The following is a 16834-nucleotide window of genomic DNA, read 5'->3' on the forward strand; positions in this document are numbered from 1 at the left end:
ATATGTAGTGTGCAAGTCTTTTTTTGAGGAAGATTTTATCTTTTCCGGAGGGAATAGGGGGCGCAATAACCATTGTGGTGTTTTGCGTCTGACCTGCCCCAAAAAAGCCCGTTACCCGTCTTAACTTTTCCAATCAAGTTCATCAACTTTAAGCACCGAAGCTTCCGGGGAAAATTAGTTTACCCTAATCCGGCGATCGCCCAATCAAAAATAAAATCAAGTTTTTTATCAACTACCTAGAGTCTAGGTCTAGCTGTTTTGATCAGCCTCACTAGCAGTGGGGATGGGCAGTTTTCCCGTTACCAACTGTTCCTTAAGTAACTCAACAGCTTTGGAGTACTGAGGATCCGCCATTGTGCCAATCTTAGTGCGGTCTGCCTGGAGTTGTTCACGCATTTCCTCCTCTAGCTCCACAACAAAATCAGGAACAATACCCTCTTTATTAATATCGCGACCAGAGGGGGTGAGATACTTCGCAATAGTGACAGCCACACCAGAATCATCCCCAAGGCGACGAACCGACTGCACTAAACCTTTCCCAAAAGTTTGAGTACCCACAAGGACAGCCCGGTCATTATCCTGCAACGCCCCCGAAAGAATTTCGCTAGCACTAGCAGAGCCGCCATCGACCAGTACCACAAGGGGTTTATCAGTAATCGCCTTCGCTTTGGCTTCTTGGCGATCCACTTCCCCCACTCGGTTAACGGTCGAAACAATGCCACCTCCATTGAGCCACATTTGAGCAATATCAATACTTGCATAAAGCAAACCGCCGGGGTTTGAGCGTAGATCTAAGATGTAGCCGTCAACATTTTGCGCTTCAAAATCTTCGATCGCCTCACGCATTTCGCTAGTTGCCTGACCGCTAAATTGTGTCAAACGAATATAGCCAATATCACCAATGGCATTGGTGTCGATACTCGCTTTGACTGGATGAATTTGAATGATTTCGCGGACAATGGAAAACTCTAAAATTTCTTCGTTGCGGCGGATCGTCAAAATAACTTCGGTGCCGCGTTTACCGCGAATCATATTGACGACATCGTTTAGCTCCATACCGTCAGTGGGTGTACCGTCAACGGCAACGATTTTGTCTTGGGAGATGATGCCTGCTTCAAAGGCTGGTGTTTCCTCAATGGGAGCGATGACCACAACTTCGTCGGTTTCTTTGTCTTTACTAATTTGAATGCCGACCCCCGTCAGCTCACCGGAGGTATCGATTTGCATATTCTCGAAATCCTGGGGCGGCATGAAGCGAGTATAGGGGTCATCTAGCAATGCCAGCATGTCTCGAATGGCATCATAGGCTTCCTCTTGGTTGCTATAGTCTTTTTCGAGATATTCTTTGCGGACGCGTCGCCAGTCGTTTTGGTTAAAGGTGGCATCAACGTATTCTTTGTTAATGACAAACCAAACTTCGTCCACTACTTCCTTTGGACTATTTCTGATGTAGGCTTTGCTCTGGGAATAGTGCATTCCCGCCCCTGTGACGGTCACTGCTGTCAGAACAAGAGCTGTTGCACCAAGTACAAAGGGTTTGTAGTTAGACATGAAACTGGGATGATTAAAAAATCAAGGGTTGGGGTTAAATCTAGGAGATGATCCCACAAATATGATGGCCTTGGGTAAGGGGCGATTATTTATTTGCGTTCGTAGTCTCTTTGTCTATGCTAATGCAGTCTTTCGGAAATCGGGAGGGTCAACTGGCACGATCGCCAAAATTTTAAGGACGTTTTTAACTCATTCTCATTTTGAGGGGGATTTCAGGAAGTCTGGGGCAAAGGAAGGCTAGACAGGTGCATCTCTGGTCGTTGGTCTCTGGTAAAAGTTAACCCCTTAATGAGATGATGTTTGGCAACAGATGGGTAAGTAATAGTAACGATCATGACCAACGCCAAAGCAATTTCTATTTTGGGTTCTACGGGATCTATCGGCACACAAACCCTCGATATTGTGCGATCCCACCCTGATCGGTTTCGCGTTGTTGGTCTGGCGGCAGGGCGCAATATTCAGCTGTTGGCGGCGCAGGTGGCTGAGTTTGAGCCGGAGATCGTTGCAACCCATGATGAACGTTTATTGCCGGAGCTCAAGGCGCTCATTAAAGATTTTCCCCGGGTGCAGGTGATTGGGGGAAAAGAGGCGATCGCCGAAGTGGCTCGTTATGGCGATGCGGAAAGTGTGGTGACGGGCATCGTTGGTTGTGCCGGATTGTTGCCCACCATTGCCGCCATTGAAGCAGGTAAAGATATTGCGTTAGCAAATAAAGAAACCCTTATTGCTGGTGGCCCCGTTGTTTTACCCCTCATTGAAAAGCATGGTGTTAAACTGTTGCCCGCAGATTCGGAGCATTCGGCTATTTTTCAATGTTTGCAAGGAGTTCCTGAAGGCGGTTTGCGACGGATTATTCTCACGGCTTCTGGTGGAGCGTTTCGGGATTTGCCTGTTGAAAAATTAAAAACGGTTACAGTTAAAGATGCTCTGAAGCACCCCAATTGGTCGATGGGTCAAAAAATCACCATCGATTCGGCAACTCTGATGAATAAGGGTCTAGAGGTGATTGAAGCCCATTATCTTTTTGGCAAGGATTACGATGATATTGATATTGTGGTGCATCCCCAAAGTATTATTCACTCTCTGATTGAGGTGCAAGACACATCGGTATTGGCGCAGTTGGGTTGGCCGGATATGCGTTTGCCGTTGCTTTATGCTTTGTCTTATCCGGAGCGCATTTATACGGACTGGGAAACGTTTGATCTCGTAAAGGCGGGAGATTTGACCTTCCGGGAACCTGATCACGAAAAATATCCTTGTATGAATCTGGCCTATGCTGCGGGTCGTGCGGCGGGATCGATGCCTGCGGTACTGAATGCGGCCAATGAGCAGGCTGTGGCGCTTTTCCTAGAGGAAAAAATTGAGTTTCTTGATATTCCCCGCCTGATCGAAAAGGTTTGCGATCGCCACGAAAAAGATAATCAAGCGACTCCTGCATTGGCGGATATTTTGCATGCAGATCAGTGGGCGAGACAGGAAGTGCTCAACCTCCAGCCCCAGTTGATTTAGTGCTGTGGGTTTGGGCTAGGCGATTAACGGCAGAATGGCGGTGAGGCGATCGCCACGGAATATCTGATCGACATTTAATCAACCCCAAATCCTGACCCAAATCCTGAGGACAACGGTTTACGATGGAAGCAATTTTCCATTGTTTCTCTGGACGTTTGTCCCATGGCATTTCTTGTATCCAGTCACCCGCGGCCACTGATAACGGAGGCGAATGTTCAAGCCATTGAGGCAATGTTTAAGCATCGTCCGTTAGTTGCCTATGAAAAGCTTGCTAGGGTAAAAGGCACAAATTTCACCTTTGTGAGTGATAATCTCGAAAATTTGCTGGGCTATGCCGCAACGATATTCCTTGAGGCGCAGTTTGATTGGTTGGCACTGGTACACCCCGATGACCGTGGGGCGATCGCCATGGCTTTAGATCACCTAAAAGTTGGCGAACTGACATCTTTACGTTATCGAGTCCGTCACAAATCCGGTGAGTATTGCTGGCTCCGCGATGATATCCGAGTCATACAGCGGGAACAGGAAACGGTGATTTTGGGATCTTGGCTGGATATTTCCGAACAGGAATCCCTTCGCCAAGCCCTCCAGCAAGCCCAAACCGATTTAGCGGCATCCAAGGCAGTGACCCAAGTCTGTGGGGAGGCGATCGCCACATCGACAGGCACTAAAAACGCAAACGCTCTAGACTCCCCGCCCATTAGTAAACCAGAACTGCTGCAATCACTCGAACGGTTTCAGAAACTTTCCGGCAATATTCCCGGCATGATCTACCAGTTTGTGCGGCGGGTCGATGGCCGTTTTGAACTCCGCTATACCAATGATTATGTCGAAGACATTTTTGGAGTGACCCGCGACGCGGCGATCGCCGATATTCAGACGATTTTTTCCCTGACTTATCCTGCCAGTGATCTCCCAGCCATACTAGACGTTGTGAACCAGTCTGCCGAGACCCTTTCAAAATGGACCCAGGAATGGCGTATTCGTTTACCCTCCGGTCAAATCAAGTGGCTGAAAGGCATTTCTGAGCCCCGCCAATATCCCAATGGTGAAGTCATTTGGGACGGCATTATTCTCGACGAAAGTGAACGCAAACAAGCAGAACAAGAATTAGTACACAGTCGTCGCCTACAGAGCATCGTGATCCACACCTTGCAAAATTTGCTGAAGAGTCTAAACTTAGACTTTGACAAAATTTTGGCATACCTTGGCCATGCCTTTGGCAGCGACTACTCCTGTTTAATCTGCCATAGCTTACCCAAAGAGGGAGCTCGCATCGTCAATGAATGGTGTCATGATGCCAGCAAACCATCCCTTGCCCCGGTCTTTGAAAACCTCGATATTACCCCCAAAAGTTGGTGGATGCAGCGAGTCATGGGGAATCAAGATATTCTCATTAACGATCCTAGTCTCTTGCCAAACGAAGCGCTCGAACTAGAACATCGTATGGATTTTGCCGGGTTAAAGCGACTATTAGCGATTCCCATTCTCCAAGATAACCAAGCTCCTTGGGCTGTTTTATGTCTCGCCCAGGGAACAGAAAATGCGCCCCTGTTTAATGAACAAGAAGCCCATGCTCTGCGCCTTATCGGTGAAATGTTTTATGTCAGTGCAGAACGTCAAGCCCAGCAGGTACAACTACAAACAAGTGCAACTAAGTTTCGAGAAATTTTTGAACAGGCTGGGGTCGGCATTGCCAAACTAGATCTGGCTTTGTGCTTTACGGAGGTAAATCAAACCCTTGCCAAAATGATTGGGGCTGCCCCGGCAGATTTTGTGGGGGAATCTTACTGGAGTATCACCCCAACAACGGAAATTGTGGGCGATCGCCAGATGTTTGTCGAGGTACAAGAAACCGGATTTGTCCAACATGAAACCCGTATTTACCAAAACCTAGGGCGAGAAATTTGGGTAAAACTCACCCTGTCCCAAGTGCAACCTGCGCCCCCGGAAGAACCCTACTACATCATTATTTTCGAAGATATTTCCCAGCGTAAACGCTCCGAAGAGATGAATGCCGCCCTTGTGTTGCGCGATCAACTCCTGATTACAGCCCTAGGAGAAGTCACCTACGATCACTATTTACCCCAAGATATTTTGAATTGGAAGGGAGACTACGAAAGGATTTTAGGCTACTCCCCCGAAGAGATAGGCATGGATGCCGAAAGTAGCTGGTTCGGGCGGGTACATCCTGAGGATTTAGACGCTGTTAAAGCCGAATTTGAGCGGGCTGCCCAAGGGGACAGACTGTTTGAGCTTGAATATCGTTTTCGTCATCGTGATGGTCATTATCTCTGGATGCATGATCGCGGCATCTTGCATGGCGATTATCACGGTAGCCCAGAGCGGTTTATTGGTGTACTTCGAGATATTTCGAAGCGTAAGGCAGCGGAGCAACAGCAACAGCAACAGGATCGGCTTTATCAGCAAATTGTTGAAACAGCCCAGGAGGGAATTTGGGTGATCAATGCTGGGGCTAAAACTGATTATGTCAACCCGCAAATGGCCAAGATGCTGGGCTATGAGGCTGATGAGATGTATGGGAAATCGTTGTTTGATTTTATAGCGCCAGAACATGTAGAAGATGCCCAGCATAGTTTCCAGTGCCGTCAACAGGGCATTGCAGAAGAGCATGATTTTTGTTTCCGCAGCCGCAATGGTGAAGAGGTGTGGGCAATGGTTGCCACCAATGCGCTGTTAAATGACAAAGGAGAATTTATCGGAGCCCTCGGCATGATCACTGATGTGACGGAACGGCGGGCGGCAGAGCAAGAAATTCTCCGGAGTCAAAGTTTACTGGAAGCGATTTTTGAGGAGTCGGCGGATGCTCTTTTCCTAGTCGATATGGACACATTGCGGACGTTTGACTGTAATAAAAAAGCGGTGGCGATGTTTGAGCGGGACGCAAAGTCGGAGTTGATTGATATTGAGGGTCATATTCTCCAAGCGCAACAATTTACAGCGGAGGAGTTGGCGGCGATCGCCGTAGAGATTAATCAAACAGGGGCATGGAGCCGGGAAGTACAGTACGTAACGAAATCGGGACGGGTATTTTGGGGGAACCTGGCCGTGAAACGAGTCACTGTGGGCGATCGCCGGGTAAATTTAGTGCGGGTAACGGATATCGACGACCGCAAGCGGGCTGAACAGGAATTGCGGCGTACTAACGAAGAATTGGAGCAGGCGACGCAACTGAAGGATGAATTTTTAGCCAATATGAGCCATGAACTTCGAACTCCCCTTAACGCAATTTTGGGATTGACCGAGGTGCTCGGCGACGGCACCTATGGCCAAATGAATGAGCGGCAGCAGCATTCCCTAAATACCATTGAACGCAATGGACAGCATCTATTAGAGCTCATTAACGATGTACTTAACCTCGCCAAAATTGAAGCGGGTCAAATGGTTTTTCACCCCGTTGCCGTTGACCTAAAGCAAATTTGTCAGAGCAGTGTAGCGCTGATTCGCCATCAGGCTAATAAAAAAAATATCGACATTCACCTACATTTACCCGAAGGATCGCCCGTGGTTCAGGCGGATCAGTTACGGTTGCGGCAAGCTTTACTAAATTTGCTTGGTAATGCCATTAAGTTCACACCAACAGATGGCGCAATCAGGCTGCGACTTGAGCTGAATGGGGCGGAGAATGTGGTGAGTATCCACGTGCGGGACAATGGCATTGGCATTGCTGAGGACAAACTAGACCAACTTTTTCAGCCTTTCGTCCAGCTTGATAGTAGTCTGACAAGACGTTTTGCGGGAACGGGTTTAGGATTGGCTTTGGTGAAGCAAATTGCAGAACTTCATAGTGGCTCCGTGTCTGTATCGAGTCGTCTGGGAATGGGTAGCGAATTTTCCCTTCATTTACCGTGGTCACCGCCACCGCAAACTTGCCAACCTGTGACAGAGCAACCACCGTTAACGCCTAGTAAACCAACGGCAATTCAACAAGCAGTTACGACAAATGGCGATCGCCCCTTCGTTTTAATTGCCGATGACGATGACGACAATATCGAAACAATTTGGGACTATTTAGAAGGCAGAGGATACCGTCTCATCCGCGCGGTTAACGGTCGCGAAGCAGTAGCCCTCAATGCATCTGAGCAACCAGATTTGATTTTGATGGATATTCAAATGCCAGAGCTAAATGGTTTAGATGCGATGCGCCTGATTCGTGAAAAATTTTCGGCTGAGAAGTTACCGATTATTGCCTTAACTGCTCTTGCCATGGAAACCGATCATCAACGTTGTTTGGAGGCAGGTGCAAATCTTTATTTGGCGAAACCATTTCGTCTCAAGGCTTTGATTGAGCATATGCAAAATCTCTTTGCTCAACGCACTTGAACTGAATACCACGAATTGGCGATCGCCCCTTATTCTGGAACTTTAAAGCCAGCAAGCATTCCCTATCCCATGGAAGATATTCGCCTACTCGTGCTCGATATTGACGGCACAATTTCCGGCTCCCACAACCAAGTAACCCCATCTGTCGTTGAGGCTATTCGAGGGATTCAGCAGCGCGGCATCCGGGTCGCCATCGCCACCGGTCGGATGTTTCGTTCAGCTCGACGCTTCCATCAGGCGATCGCCTCAGATTTACCGATCATTGCCTACAACGGCGCTTGGATCCAAGATCCCATTACTCAAAAGCTCCATCGTCGCCTTTCCGTGCCCGCAAAACTGGGTGTGGAAATTTTAAATTATTTAACCGCAGAGCCATGGAAATCAACCATGCATCTCCACGTTTATCACGACGATGAACTGTACGTTTCAGAAATAAATGAACAGACAAACGCCTACGAAAAAAGGACTGGCTGTAAAGCCAATGTCCTCACAGATTTGCGGGAAATAATTTATCTTGCTCCCACAAAAATCCTCGCGGTTTGTCACTATGAAGACATTCCGAAAAAACTTTTGTCAGAAGTACAAAAACGCTACACAACCCAAGATGTTTACTGTACCCAATCTACGGAAGTTTACGTCGAATTCACCTGTCCCACCGCAACAAAAGGTCAGGCAGTAAAGTTTTTAACCGAGACTATTTTAGGCTTAAAACCAGAAAATATAATGGCGATCGGCGACAACTTTAATGATAGAGAAATGTTGCAATATGCCGGATTAGGTATTGCCATGGGTAACGCACCAGAACCAGTAAAACATTGCGCTAATTACGTCACAAGTACCGTAGAAGAAGATGGAGTGGCACAGGCGATCGCCCACTTTAATCTATAAAACTATCGATAAAAATCAGCTTTTTCGACTTTTACGTTCAGCCCAAAGATTGTGAAGTATAAAGCAATATTTAGCTAGATTAAGTCACGATCAAAACCATTAGGACATAATGCTAACCTCAAGGAAACAATGCTTTAGTTTATTGAGTGAAGAAAATGGCTAATATCATCCTAAAAAGTCTCCGTCAAAATACAGGTTGGATTGTATTGGGATGGGCAATTCTTTTTGCCGGAGCTATTGGTCTTTTAAACAGTTTTGCAATTGTCAAGCCGGGAAATGTTGGCGTTAAAATTGTTCTCGGAAAAACCAATCCAAACTATCTGCCGGAAGGCTTTCATGTGAAGCTACCATTTATTACAGAAGTTGCCACATTGAGTATCCAGCAGCAATCCCTTGTTTTAGAGGATTTAGATGGTAGTTCTAGTGAGGGTAATAATATTTTCCTTGATACTCAGTTAACCTATTCTCTGAAGCCAACGGAAGCAGTAGACTTTTATATAAATTACAAAACAATTGGTAATTTCCAAGCAAACTTTCTCAGTAATATTGTTCAAACAGAAGCAAAAGGTGTCTTAGTGAGACGAAATTTGCAGAAGACAATCGCCGAGCGCGAACGCATTGATAATGAAATTGAAGAAGCGGTTTTTTCGGCATTAGAAGGCTACCCACAAATTGCGCCAAAGCGTGTGCAGGTACAGGATTTAGACTTTGCCCAAGGCGTGATTGATGCCCTCGAACAAAAGGAAATTGCCCAACAAAAAGCCCAAGAAGCTATCTATAAACTAGAGGAAGCTAAAAAGGTTGCGGAAGCAACAGTGGCGAAAGCAGAAGGACAAGCCCAAGCCCAAAAGTTATTAGCCCAAGCGCTACAGGGTGATGGTGGTGAGCTATCCCTTAAACGCCAAGAATTAGAAAATCAATATGAAATGATTAAAGCTTGGGAAAAGGGTGGTAGTCAAATGCCGACAATTCTTAATATGGGGAGTGGTGAATCGTTACCTTTGGTTCTTGATATTAATCAACTTAATCGTGATCAATAATCTGAATATTTTTTAAGGTGGGGTCAGTTATTCCTGTAATAATGCCGCCTAAATTTAGTGTGTTTTGTAGCCTGGTGAGTTTGTCTTTTGTGATGATTTCGCCGGGCATTAAAATTGGAATACCGGGTGGGTAGGGACAGATTAATTCGCCACAGGTTTTGCCGCTACTTTTTTCTAGGGGGATGGCAAAATTATCGGTATAAAATGCTTGTCTTGGTGTGAGTTTAGGTAAGTGATGAATGGTTTGTTGTTTGTGGGGGTTGGTTTTCGGTTGGTATGGTTGGGATGGGGGGCGATCGCCCAACTTTTTAACTGCATCAATTAGTTGATTAATATCAGCTTTGGTATTGCCAAAGGTCAAAATAAAAGTAAGGGTTTTCTCTAGAGGTAATTCGCAAGTTACGTTTAATTCTTTATGGAGAATTTCATCGGCTTCGTACCCCGTAAAACCTAAATTTGTGACATCAATGGTGAGGCGCGTCGTATCAAAGTATTTAAAACCTGATTGATGCTTAAAATCAAAAACTTTAATGCCGGAGATTTTTTTCAATTCTTGTCGGGCAAAATTAGTTAACTCTAGAGTTTCGCCCCATAGGCTTTTGCCATCCGTTGCCATTTGTTCACGGGCGGCATCAAGGGAGGCGAGGAGTAAATAACTGGGGCTGGTGGATTCGACTAATTGCAAAGCTCGGCTAATTTTCTGATGACTAATACGTGAACCCTGTACATGCAACATGGATGCTTGGGTCATCGCGCCAAGGGTTTTGTGGGTCGATTGAATTACTAGATCGGCTCCCAACTCTAGAGCTGTGGGCGGTAAATCTGGGTGAAATTTAAAATGGCTACCGTGGGCTTCATCAACAATTAACGGCACATTTCTAGTGTGGGTAATCTCGGCGATCGCCCCGACATCTGGACAGACTCCCTGATAGGTGGGCGACAGGATTACAACGGCCTGAATATCCGGGTGAAGTTTCAGGGCTTCGGCAACAGCGTCCGGCGTTAAACCATAATTTAAATCCCACTGGGGATCGTAGGGCGGATCGACAAATACAGGCATCGCCCCCGAATGGATCAGTCCGGCGATCGCCGATTGATGGATATTGCGAGGCAAGAGGATTTTCTCCCCATCACCGACCGTTGCGAGGATAGACGCGATCAGGCCACAGGTGGAACCATTCACTAAAAAGCAGGTGCGATCCGCCCCAAAGGTTTGCGCCGCCAGATCTTGAGCTTCCTCGATCACTCCTTCCGGTGCAAAAAGATTATCGAGATCCGGCAATTCCGGTAAATCCGCCCGAAAAATAGCTGTGCCCCAAGCCGACGTTAAGCCATGAAAAATCCCCCGACCGAGCTTGTGACCGGGGGCATAAAAAGGGGCGTGTTTTTTCTGGGAAAGTTCGAGAAGTTTAGAAAACAGAGGGGTCATTAGCCAAGGGATGCCAAAATTGTCGTCACCGTCGCAGTCACATCATGTACCGCAGGTAAACTATCCACCACCATCGCCGTGCAAAGCAACATCATGTAGAGAATTGAATATTTAAACATCGACTTGGCGAGGGGCTTATCGAAAGGATTTTGCTTCAGTTCCCATGCTTTTTTAATGAAAATCACACCCAACCAAATGGCGGCGATCGCGTAGATTATGCCAGAGGAATGAAAAGGGAAAACCAGCAATAAACTGAAGGGCACTGTAATCAACGTGTAAATCCAGATTTGGTCAACCGTGACCTGCTCACCTTCAACCACAGGCAACATCGGCACATTAACTTCGGCGTAATCATCTTTGATCATGAGTGCCAAAGCCCAGAAGTGAGGAGGAGTCCAAAGGAAAATGAGCGCAAACAAAATCCACGCTGACCAATCCAAGTGACCCGTGACCGCAGCCCAACCAACGAGGGGAGGAATTGATCCCGCTGCACCACCAATAACGATATTTTGGACGTGGTGACGCTTCAGCCAGTGGGTGTAAATCAGCATGTAGAACACAATGCCGGAGAATGCTAAACAAGCACTCAAGACATTTACAAACACTGCGAGGAGAGAAAAAGACAATCCTGCCAGCACTACCGCAAAAATCAGCGCATGGCGCGGCTGCACACGACCCGAAGGAATCGGGCGCTTACGGGTACGCTGCATCGAAAAATCAATGTCTTGGTCGTAGATGCAATTTAGGGTTTGGGCAGAAGCCGCTGCTAAAGTGCCTCCCAACATTGTCAAAACCAATTTAATGGGGTCAATTTCGCCGTTTGATGCGATCCACATGGAAGCGGCAGTGGTGATCAAAAGTAACGGAATAATGCGGGGTTTGGTGAGCTGATAGTAGCTTTTGACAACGGCAAGAAAGTTGTCATGACGAGGAGAGAGGCTTGTGCCAACCATATAAAAAATACCTATTGGGAAATACGCTAAAAAGCAGTGTTCAGATGTTGAGCGAGAAAAATTTAGATGTGGGTCAATAAATCGGTAAACAGTTGTCGTGATGGCAGCTGCCGTATTTGGGTGGGAGGGGGAAAAGTCAAAAAATAGACATTAGTGCGACAAAAAAATAATCAATCTGCTGGTGCAGTGGGCGATGGGAATCCTAGGTAAGCTTGGATTTGGGAAATTGATTACTGGAATGGCGATCGCGTAGGGCAAAGACAGTAAACAGTGTGAGTGTTCCGAGGAGAGCCGCACCGACAGCTTGGTGGGTGACTGTGAGGGGGGCGACCTGCAAATGGAGGCGGAACGTGGCAACACCTATTAATACTTGGGAAATGACGAGCATTAATGCGAGATTGGCCAAGATGCGCAGGGTCGGGTGTAAGGCTGCGGTACGCCAGGCTACAACAATCGTGATCAGAGTGGCGAGGGTCGCTGGGATAACGCCAATGATGTGGCTGTTCATGACAATACACATGTCCCCACGGAAGAAACATTGGTGTAATGCCCATTGGGATGCCACTAAGCCACCAAGCAAACTTTGGATATAGATTAAAATTGCTGCTGTTAAACCAATCCAAGGCAATTTGTTGGCGGTACTGTTGCCGTTAAAATCACTTAAACAAGCGCCAATACTTAAGAGGGTGACGAAGAAAACTAGGGCTGTGCCTAAATGAGCCGTCACAATATCAAAGCGGAGTAGTTCTGTCACAGTTAGTCCCCCTAAAATGCCTTGGAAGACGATGAGGAATAGGGCTAGACCAGAAGCCCAAGGTAACCAACTGGGCAAGACATTCCGGAACCAAACTGATAGACCCACAAGGGCGATCGCCGACACACCGATTAGGGCTGCATCAAGGCGGTGAAACCACTCTAGAAAGACCTGTAAATTCATCTGCTGGGTGGGCACTAATTGCCCATAGCATAGAGGCCAGTCCGGACAAGCTAAGCCCGCATTCATCACCCGCGTTGCACTACCGATTGCCATGAGGAGAAAGGTGGCGATCGCCATCTTCCAGACCAAGCGACGCACCCACACCTTGACCTGTGGAGCCGCAGGCGAAAAAGACTTTGGTGATGATAGAGATTGAGTCATAGAGCCTCCTCATAGACACTTAACACTTTCTAAAGTAGCTACTTTCAAAAAAGTATTAGTGGCAAAACATTGACTAAAGGAATGGCAACAGATCGCCAGACCTTATTAACCACTCTAATCAACCCATCTAGACCAGATCACGGAACAACTCATCCTGTACAAAATCTTTACATAGCCCATTTTAGAGAACTTTACTTTGTAAATATTTCCTCAATAAAACAGTAATATTTATTACTTTTGAGCGATCCCTTTCCTTGAAATCAAAGGTTTTCCTTAAATGTCATTATCCAAGCATGAAGTTTGTAACAAACTGGCAGTCATTCCGAATCCTTTGATCTAACGTGAGAGACAGCAAGCAATAATTTGATAAGGATAATATTTTTACCTGTGAATATTCCGAGTAGCATCACAACATTGATTGCCGGAATTGCGATTACCCTCGTAAGTCTCTGGTACGGTCAAAACCATGGCTTACTACCCGTAGCCGCTTCCGCCGATGCCAATGATGTCGATGATCTCTTTAATCTGATGATGACCATCGCCACTGGACTTTTTCTCCTCATCGAAGGCGTTTTAGTCATTTGTTTAATTCGTTTCCGCCGTAAAAAAGGCGATATGACTGATGGTCCCTCCATCGAAGGCAACATTCCCCTTGAGATCGTATGGACAGCAATTCCGACAGTAATTGTCTTTATCCTCGCGATCTATAGCTTTGAAATCTACAACAACATGGGTGGTCTTGACCCCATGGTTTCCGGTGGCTCCCAGATGGCAATGCACCATCACGGTGGTCACAAAATTGACAACATGGTTGCCATGGGTGACACCAACAACTCCCAAGTCGCCATTGGCATCGGTAAGTCTCCGGGTGTCGGTGACGATGAGCCTCTAAAGGTAAACGTAAATGGTCTGCAATATGCTTGGATCTTCACCTATCCAGAAACCGGGATTGTTTCCGGTGATCTCCATATTCCTAAAGATCGTCGTGTTCTTCTAAATATGCAGGCTGCGGATGTAATCCATGCGTTTTGGTTGCCGGAGTTTCGCATCAAACAAGACGTAATGCCCGGACAAGAGTCTCAACTCAGCTTTGTCGCAAATCGCGAGGGAACTTACCCTGTTATTTGTGCCGAACTTTGTGGGTCTTACCACGGTGGCATGAAAACCACGATGACTGTTGAATCTCCTGAGGCCTATGACCAGTGGGTACAGGAGAGAACGGTGGCAATGACTGGTGGTGAATCTGTGGCGTTAAATCCTAGCGAGCTGAGTGATACTGATTTTCTCCAATCCTATGCTGAGGATATGGGCATTATCGAAAATACGCTCCAGCAAATTCCCCATGCCCCAATGAATATGATGTCTGCCCTAAAACCCTAGGTTTTATCTTCATCTCCAACTTATTTCTTTTAAGTAATTTTCAAGTTAATTTAAATTTTTACGATCAACTATGAGTGACGCAACGATTCACCACGGTGGCGATCGCAAGTGGACTGACTATTTCACCTTTTGTACTGACCACAAAGTCATTGGAATCCAGTATCTTGTTACTTCTTTCCTTTTCTATTTTGTTGGTGGCGCATTAGCTGAAGTGGTACGCACGGAGCTCGCGACCCCCGATCCTGACTTTGTCAGCCCGGAAGTTTATAACCAGCTGTTTACAATGCATGGCACGATCATGATCTTTTTATGGATTGTGCCTGCTGGAGCAGCCTTTGCTAACTACTTGATCCCACTGATGATTGGTGCGGATGATATGGCCTTTCCCCGTCTGAATGCGGTGGCTTTCTGGATGCAGCCTGTGGGTGGCATTTTATTAATCTCTAGCTTTTTTGTTGGTGCTCCCCAAGCGGGCTGGACTTCTTATCCGCCGCTGAGTCTCATCTCTGGTAAATGGGGCGAGGAGCTATGGATTTTATGTCTGTTGATTTTAGGGACTGCGTCGATTTTGGGGGCGATTAATTTTGTCACCACGATTTTTAAGATGCGTATCCCTGATATGGACATCCACAGTATGCCGCTGTTCTGTTGGGCAATGTTGGCGACTTCTGCCTTGATTTTGCTCTCTACGCCGGTACTGGCTGCTGCGCTGATTTTGTTGTCTTTTGATCTCATGGCTGGGACGGCTTTCTTTAATCCCACTGGTGGTGGTGACCCGATTGTTTATCAGCACTTATTTTGGTTTTATTCTCACCCGGCGGTGTACATCATGGTGTTGCCGTTTTTTGGGGTGATTTCTGAGGTGCTGCCTGTTCACTCTCGGAAGCCGATTTTTGGGTATCGGGCGATCGCCTATTCTGGTTTAGCTATTAGCTTTTTGGGCTTAATTGTTTGGGCACACCACATGTTTACCAGTGGTACTCCCGGTTGGTTACGGATGTTCTTTATGGCGACGACAATGCTTGTGGCTGTACCGACGGGCATCAAAATCTTTAGCTGGTGCGCCACTCTTTGGGGCGGCAAACTTCAACTCAATGCAGCATTGCTATTTGCCATTGGCTTTTTGTCCTCTTTCCTCATGGGCGGTTTAACTGGCGTTATGCTCGCGGCAGCTCCCTTTGATATTCACGTCCACGATACTTATTTTGTGGTGGGTCACTTTCATTATGTGTTGTTTGGTGGTTCTGTCTTTGCGCTGTTCTCTGGCGTTTACCATTGGTATCCCAAAGTAACGGGCAAAATGTATGACGAGATTTGGGGCAAAATCCATTTTGTGATGACCTTTGTGGGTTTTAATATGACTTTTCTGCCGATGCACTATCTCGGTATGCAGGGTATGAACCGCCGGATTGCCCTCTATGATCCTCAGTACCAAGGTATTAACCAAATTTGTACTTGGGGTTCTTATATTTTGGCGTTGTCTACTTTGCCATTTTTGGTCTCCATGGCTTTGGGATTAATTAAAGGAAAAGTCGCCGGTCGTAATCCTTGGCGTGCCCTTACCCTAGAGTGGCAAACGACTTCGCCTCCGGAAATCGAAAACTTTGAGGAAATGCCTGTCCTCTGGGCGGGACCCTATGAGTACGGTATCGATACCGAATCGGAAGATGGCGACGAAGATATTGAAGATATGCTCACTGAAGTGGCCAATGTAGGTTAGGAGGATAGAAAATATGCAAAGTTCAGTTACGACAACGAATGGGGCGATCGCCTCAGAATATCAAGAAGCACCGACCGAACAGCATGGTCATGCCGACTATCGTATGTTGGGTTTGGTTTTCTTCCTTGTCGCTGAAACAATGATCTTTATGGGTCTGTTTGCGGCGTTCGTTATCTACAAAGTCACTGTCCCAGATTTCACCAAGGAGCTAGAGCTGCTGGTTCCTACGATTAACAGTGTGATTCTAGTGAGTAGTAGTTTCGTGATGCACAAGGGTCAAAGTGCGATCAAAAATGACGATGTCAAAGGTTTGCAACTGTGGTTTGGCCTCACGGCTCTAATGGGCGCAGTGTTCCTTGGCGGTCAGGTTTTTGAATATTCCAACATGGAGTTTGGTCTCACGGAGCATCTCTTCGGCAGTTGCTTTTATGTCCTCACGGGCTTTCATGGTTTACACGTAACCGCAGGTTTACTTTTTACCCTCGCAGTATTGTGGCGATCGCGCGAAGCGGGTCACTATAGCAGTAGTTCCCATTTCGGAGTTGAAGCGGCAGAATTATATTGGCACTTTGTTGATGTGGTTTGGCTTGTGCTCTTCTTGTTGGTCTATTTACTCTAAGGCTCTGAAAGTATAGACAAATATTAATTAATTTCATGATGATTGTGGGAGTGGCGCTGGTGCTGCTCCTTTTTGCTGGCATATAGACTCCATGATTTGGCGTAGGAATACCGAACTAAAGATGCGCTTATTTGCCCATGTCGTTAGGGAGGTAGAAATCGTATATTAACGTCAGTTATGGATAAGAATGTAGCCAAAATTCTTTAGATAAAAGGAGACACGGAGAGGGAGAGACACGGGGAAGCAACGAAAATTTGCATTTT

The 16834-nt window shown here is 46.5% G+C and carries 12 protein-coding genes; 7 read left to right on the plus strand and 5 right to left on the minus strand.

Annotation, left to right across the window (positions count from 1 at the left end):
• Positions 1-249: 249 nt before the first annotated feature.
• Entirely contained in the window at positions 250-1551 is a 1302-nt protein-coding gene (gene ctpC / locus NIES208_RS14275; RefSeq protein ID WP_075893657.1) for a carboxyl-terminal processing protease CtpC, read from the minus strand.
• 333 nt (positions 1552-1884) lie between these two features.
• Between ctpC and dxr the strand changes: the two genes are divergently transcribed.
• Positions 1885-3060: a 1-deoxy-D-xylulose-5-phosphate reductoisomerase gene (dxr, locus tag NIES208_RS14285; RefSeq protein ID WP_075893659.1), complete on the plus strand. Its 1176-nt coding sequence runs from the start codon at positions 1885-1887 to the stop codon at positions 3058-3060.
• On the opposite strand, the gene NIES208_RS18705 is transcribed toward dxr, so the two are convergent.
• Entirely contained in the window at positions 3035-3229 is a 195-nt protein-coding gene (locus NIES208_RS18705) for a hypothetical protein (protein WP_139325075.1), read from the minus strand. The two genes, dxr and NIES208_RS18705, sit on opposite strands and share 26 nt — an antisense overlap.
• On the opposite strand from NIES208_RS18705, the gene NIES208_RS14290 reads away from it, so the two are divergent.
• The 3 genes from NIES208_RS14290 to NIES208_RS14300 all read left to right on the plus strand — a co-directional run bounded on the left by NIES208_RS14290 (position 3223) and on the right by NIES208_RS14300 (position 9332).
• On the plus strand, positions 3223-7404 hold the full coding sequence (locus NIES208_RS14290) for a PAS domain S-box protein (RefSeq protein ID WP_084176645.1): 4182 nt from the start codon (positions 3223-3225) through the stop codon (positions 7402-7404). The genes NIES208_RS18705 and NIES208_RS14290 overlap by 7 nt on opposite strands.
• Positions 7405-7473: 69 nt before the next feature.
• Positions 7474-8292: a Cof-type HAD-IIB family hydrolase gene (locus NIES208_RS14295; protein ID WP_075893669.1), complete on the plus strand. Its 819-nt coding sequence runs from the start codon at positions 7474-7476 to the stop codon at positions 8290-8292.
• 155 nt (positions 8293-8447) lie between these two features.
• A complete protein-coding gene (locus tag NIES208_RS14300) occupies positions 8448-9332 on the plus strand; it encodes a prohibitin family protein (protein ID WP_075893661.1) in 885 nt (294 codons plus the stop codon).
• On the opposite strand, the gene NIES208_RS14305 is transcribed toward NIES208_RS14300, so the two are convergent.
• From NIES208_RS14305 to NIES208_RS14315, 3 genes are all read right to left on the minus strand, one after another.
• Positions 9316-10761 (minus strand): aminotransferase class I/II-fold pyridoxal phosphate-dependent enzyme, encoded by a 1446-nt coding sequence (locus NIES208_RS14305; RefSeq protein ID WP_075893662.1) that lies wholly within the window; start codon positions 10759-10761, stop codon positions 9316-9318. The two genes, NIES208_RS14300 and NIES208_RS14305, sit on opposite strands and share 17 nt — an antisense overlap.
• Positions 10761-11714 carry a heme o synthase gene (locus NIES208_RS14310; RefSeq protein ID WP_075893663.1) on the minus strand — a complete coding sequence of 318 codons (954 nt, stop codon included), beginning with the start codon at positions 11712-11714 and terminating at the stop codon, positions 10761-10763. The genes NIES208_RS14305 and NIES208_RS14310 overlap by 1 nt, the downstream gene beginning before the upstream one ends.
• Before the next feature lie 202 nt (positions 11715-11916).
• Positions 11917-12852, minus strand: a complete 936-nt coding sequence (locus tag NIES208_RS14315) for a COX15/CtaA family protein (RefSeq protein ID WP_075893664.1) — start codon at positions 12850-12852, stop codon at positions 11917-11919.
• Positions 12853-13239: 387 nt separating this feature from the next.
• Between NIES208_RS14315 and NIES208_RS14320 the strand changes: the two genes are divergently transcribed.
• The 3 genes from NIES208_RS14320 (at position 13240) to NIES208_RS14330 (ending at position 16571) form a co-directional block, all read left to right on the plus strand.
• Positions 13240-14232 carry a cytochrome c oxidase subunit II gene (locus NIES208_RS14320; protein WP_075893665.1) on the plus strand — a complete coding sequence of 331 codons (993 nt, stop codon included), beginning with the start codon at positions 13240-13242 and terminating at the stop codon, positions 14230-14232.
• Between the two features lie 70 nt (positions 14233-14302).
• Positions 14303-15952 carry a cytochrome c oxidase subunit I gene (gene ctaD / locus NIES208_RS14325; RefSeq protein ID WP_075893666.1) on the plus strand — a complete coding sequence of 550 codons (1650 nt, stop codon included), beginning with the start codon at positions 14303-14305 and terminating at the stop codon, positions 15950-15952.
• Between the two features lie 13 nt (positions 15953-15965).
• Complete coding sequence (locus NIES208_RS14330; protein WP_075893667.1) at positions 15966-16571, plus strand: cytochrome c oxidase subunit 3; 606 nt, start codon at positions 15966-15968, stop codon at positions 16569-16571.
• Positions 16572-16834: the final 263 nt, after the last annotated feature.

The organism is [Limnothrix rosea] IAM M-220, from assembly GCF_001904615.1.
Classification (GTDB): Bacteria; Cyanobacteriota; Cyanobacteriia; order Cyanobacteriales; family MRBY01; genus MRBY01.

Excerpts from the sequence above, each read along its gene's own strand:
- ctpC (WP_075893657.1), bottom strand. The coding sequence starts at position 1,551 with ATGTCTAACTACAAACCCTTTGTACTTGGTGCAACAGCTCTTGTTCTG.
- dxr (WP_075893659.1), top strand. The coding sequence starts at position 1,885 with ATGACCAACGCCAAAGCAATTTCTATTTTGGGTTCTACGGGATCTATC.
- NIES208_RS14290 (WP_084176645.1), top strand. The coding sequence starts at position 3,223 with ATGGCATTTCTTGTATCCAGTCACCCGCGGCCACTGATAACGGAGGCG.
- NIES208_RS18705 (WP_139325075.1), bottom strand. The coding sequence starts at position 3,229 with ATGCCATGGGACAAACGTCCAGAGAAACAATGGAAAATTGCTTCCATC.
- NIES208_RS14295 (WP_075893669.1), top strand. The coding sequence starts at position 7,474 with ATGGAAGATATTCGCCTACTCGTGCTCGATATTGACGGCACAATTTCC.
- NIES208_RS14300 (WP_075893661.1), top strand. The coding sequence starts at position 8,448 with ATGGCTAATATCATCCTAAAAAGTCTCCGTCAAAATACAGGTTGGATT.
- NIES208_RS14305 (WP_075893662.1), bottom strand. The coding sequence starts at position 10,761 with ATGACCCCTCTGTTTTCTAAACTTCTCGAACTTTCCCAGAAAAAACAC.
- NIES208_RS14310 (WP_075893663.1), bottom strand. The coding sequence starts at position 11,714 with ATGGTTGGCACAAGCCTCTCTCCTCGTCATGACAACTTTCTTGCCGTT.
- NIES208_RS14315 (WP_075893664.1), bottom strand. The coding sequence starts at position 12,852 with ATGACTCAATCTCTATCATCACCAAAGTCTTTTTCGCCTGCGGCTCCA.
- ctaD (WP_075893666.1), top strand. The coding sequence starts at position 14,303 with ATGAGTGACGCAACGATTCACCACGGTGGCGATCGCAAGTGGACTGAC.
- NIES208_RS14330 (WP_075893667.1), top strand. The coding sequence starts at position 15,966 with ATGCAAAGTTCAGTTACGACAACGAATGGGGCGATCGCCTCAGAATAT.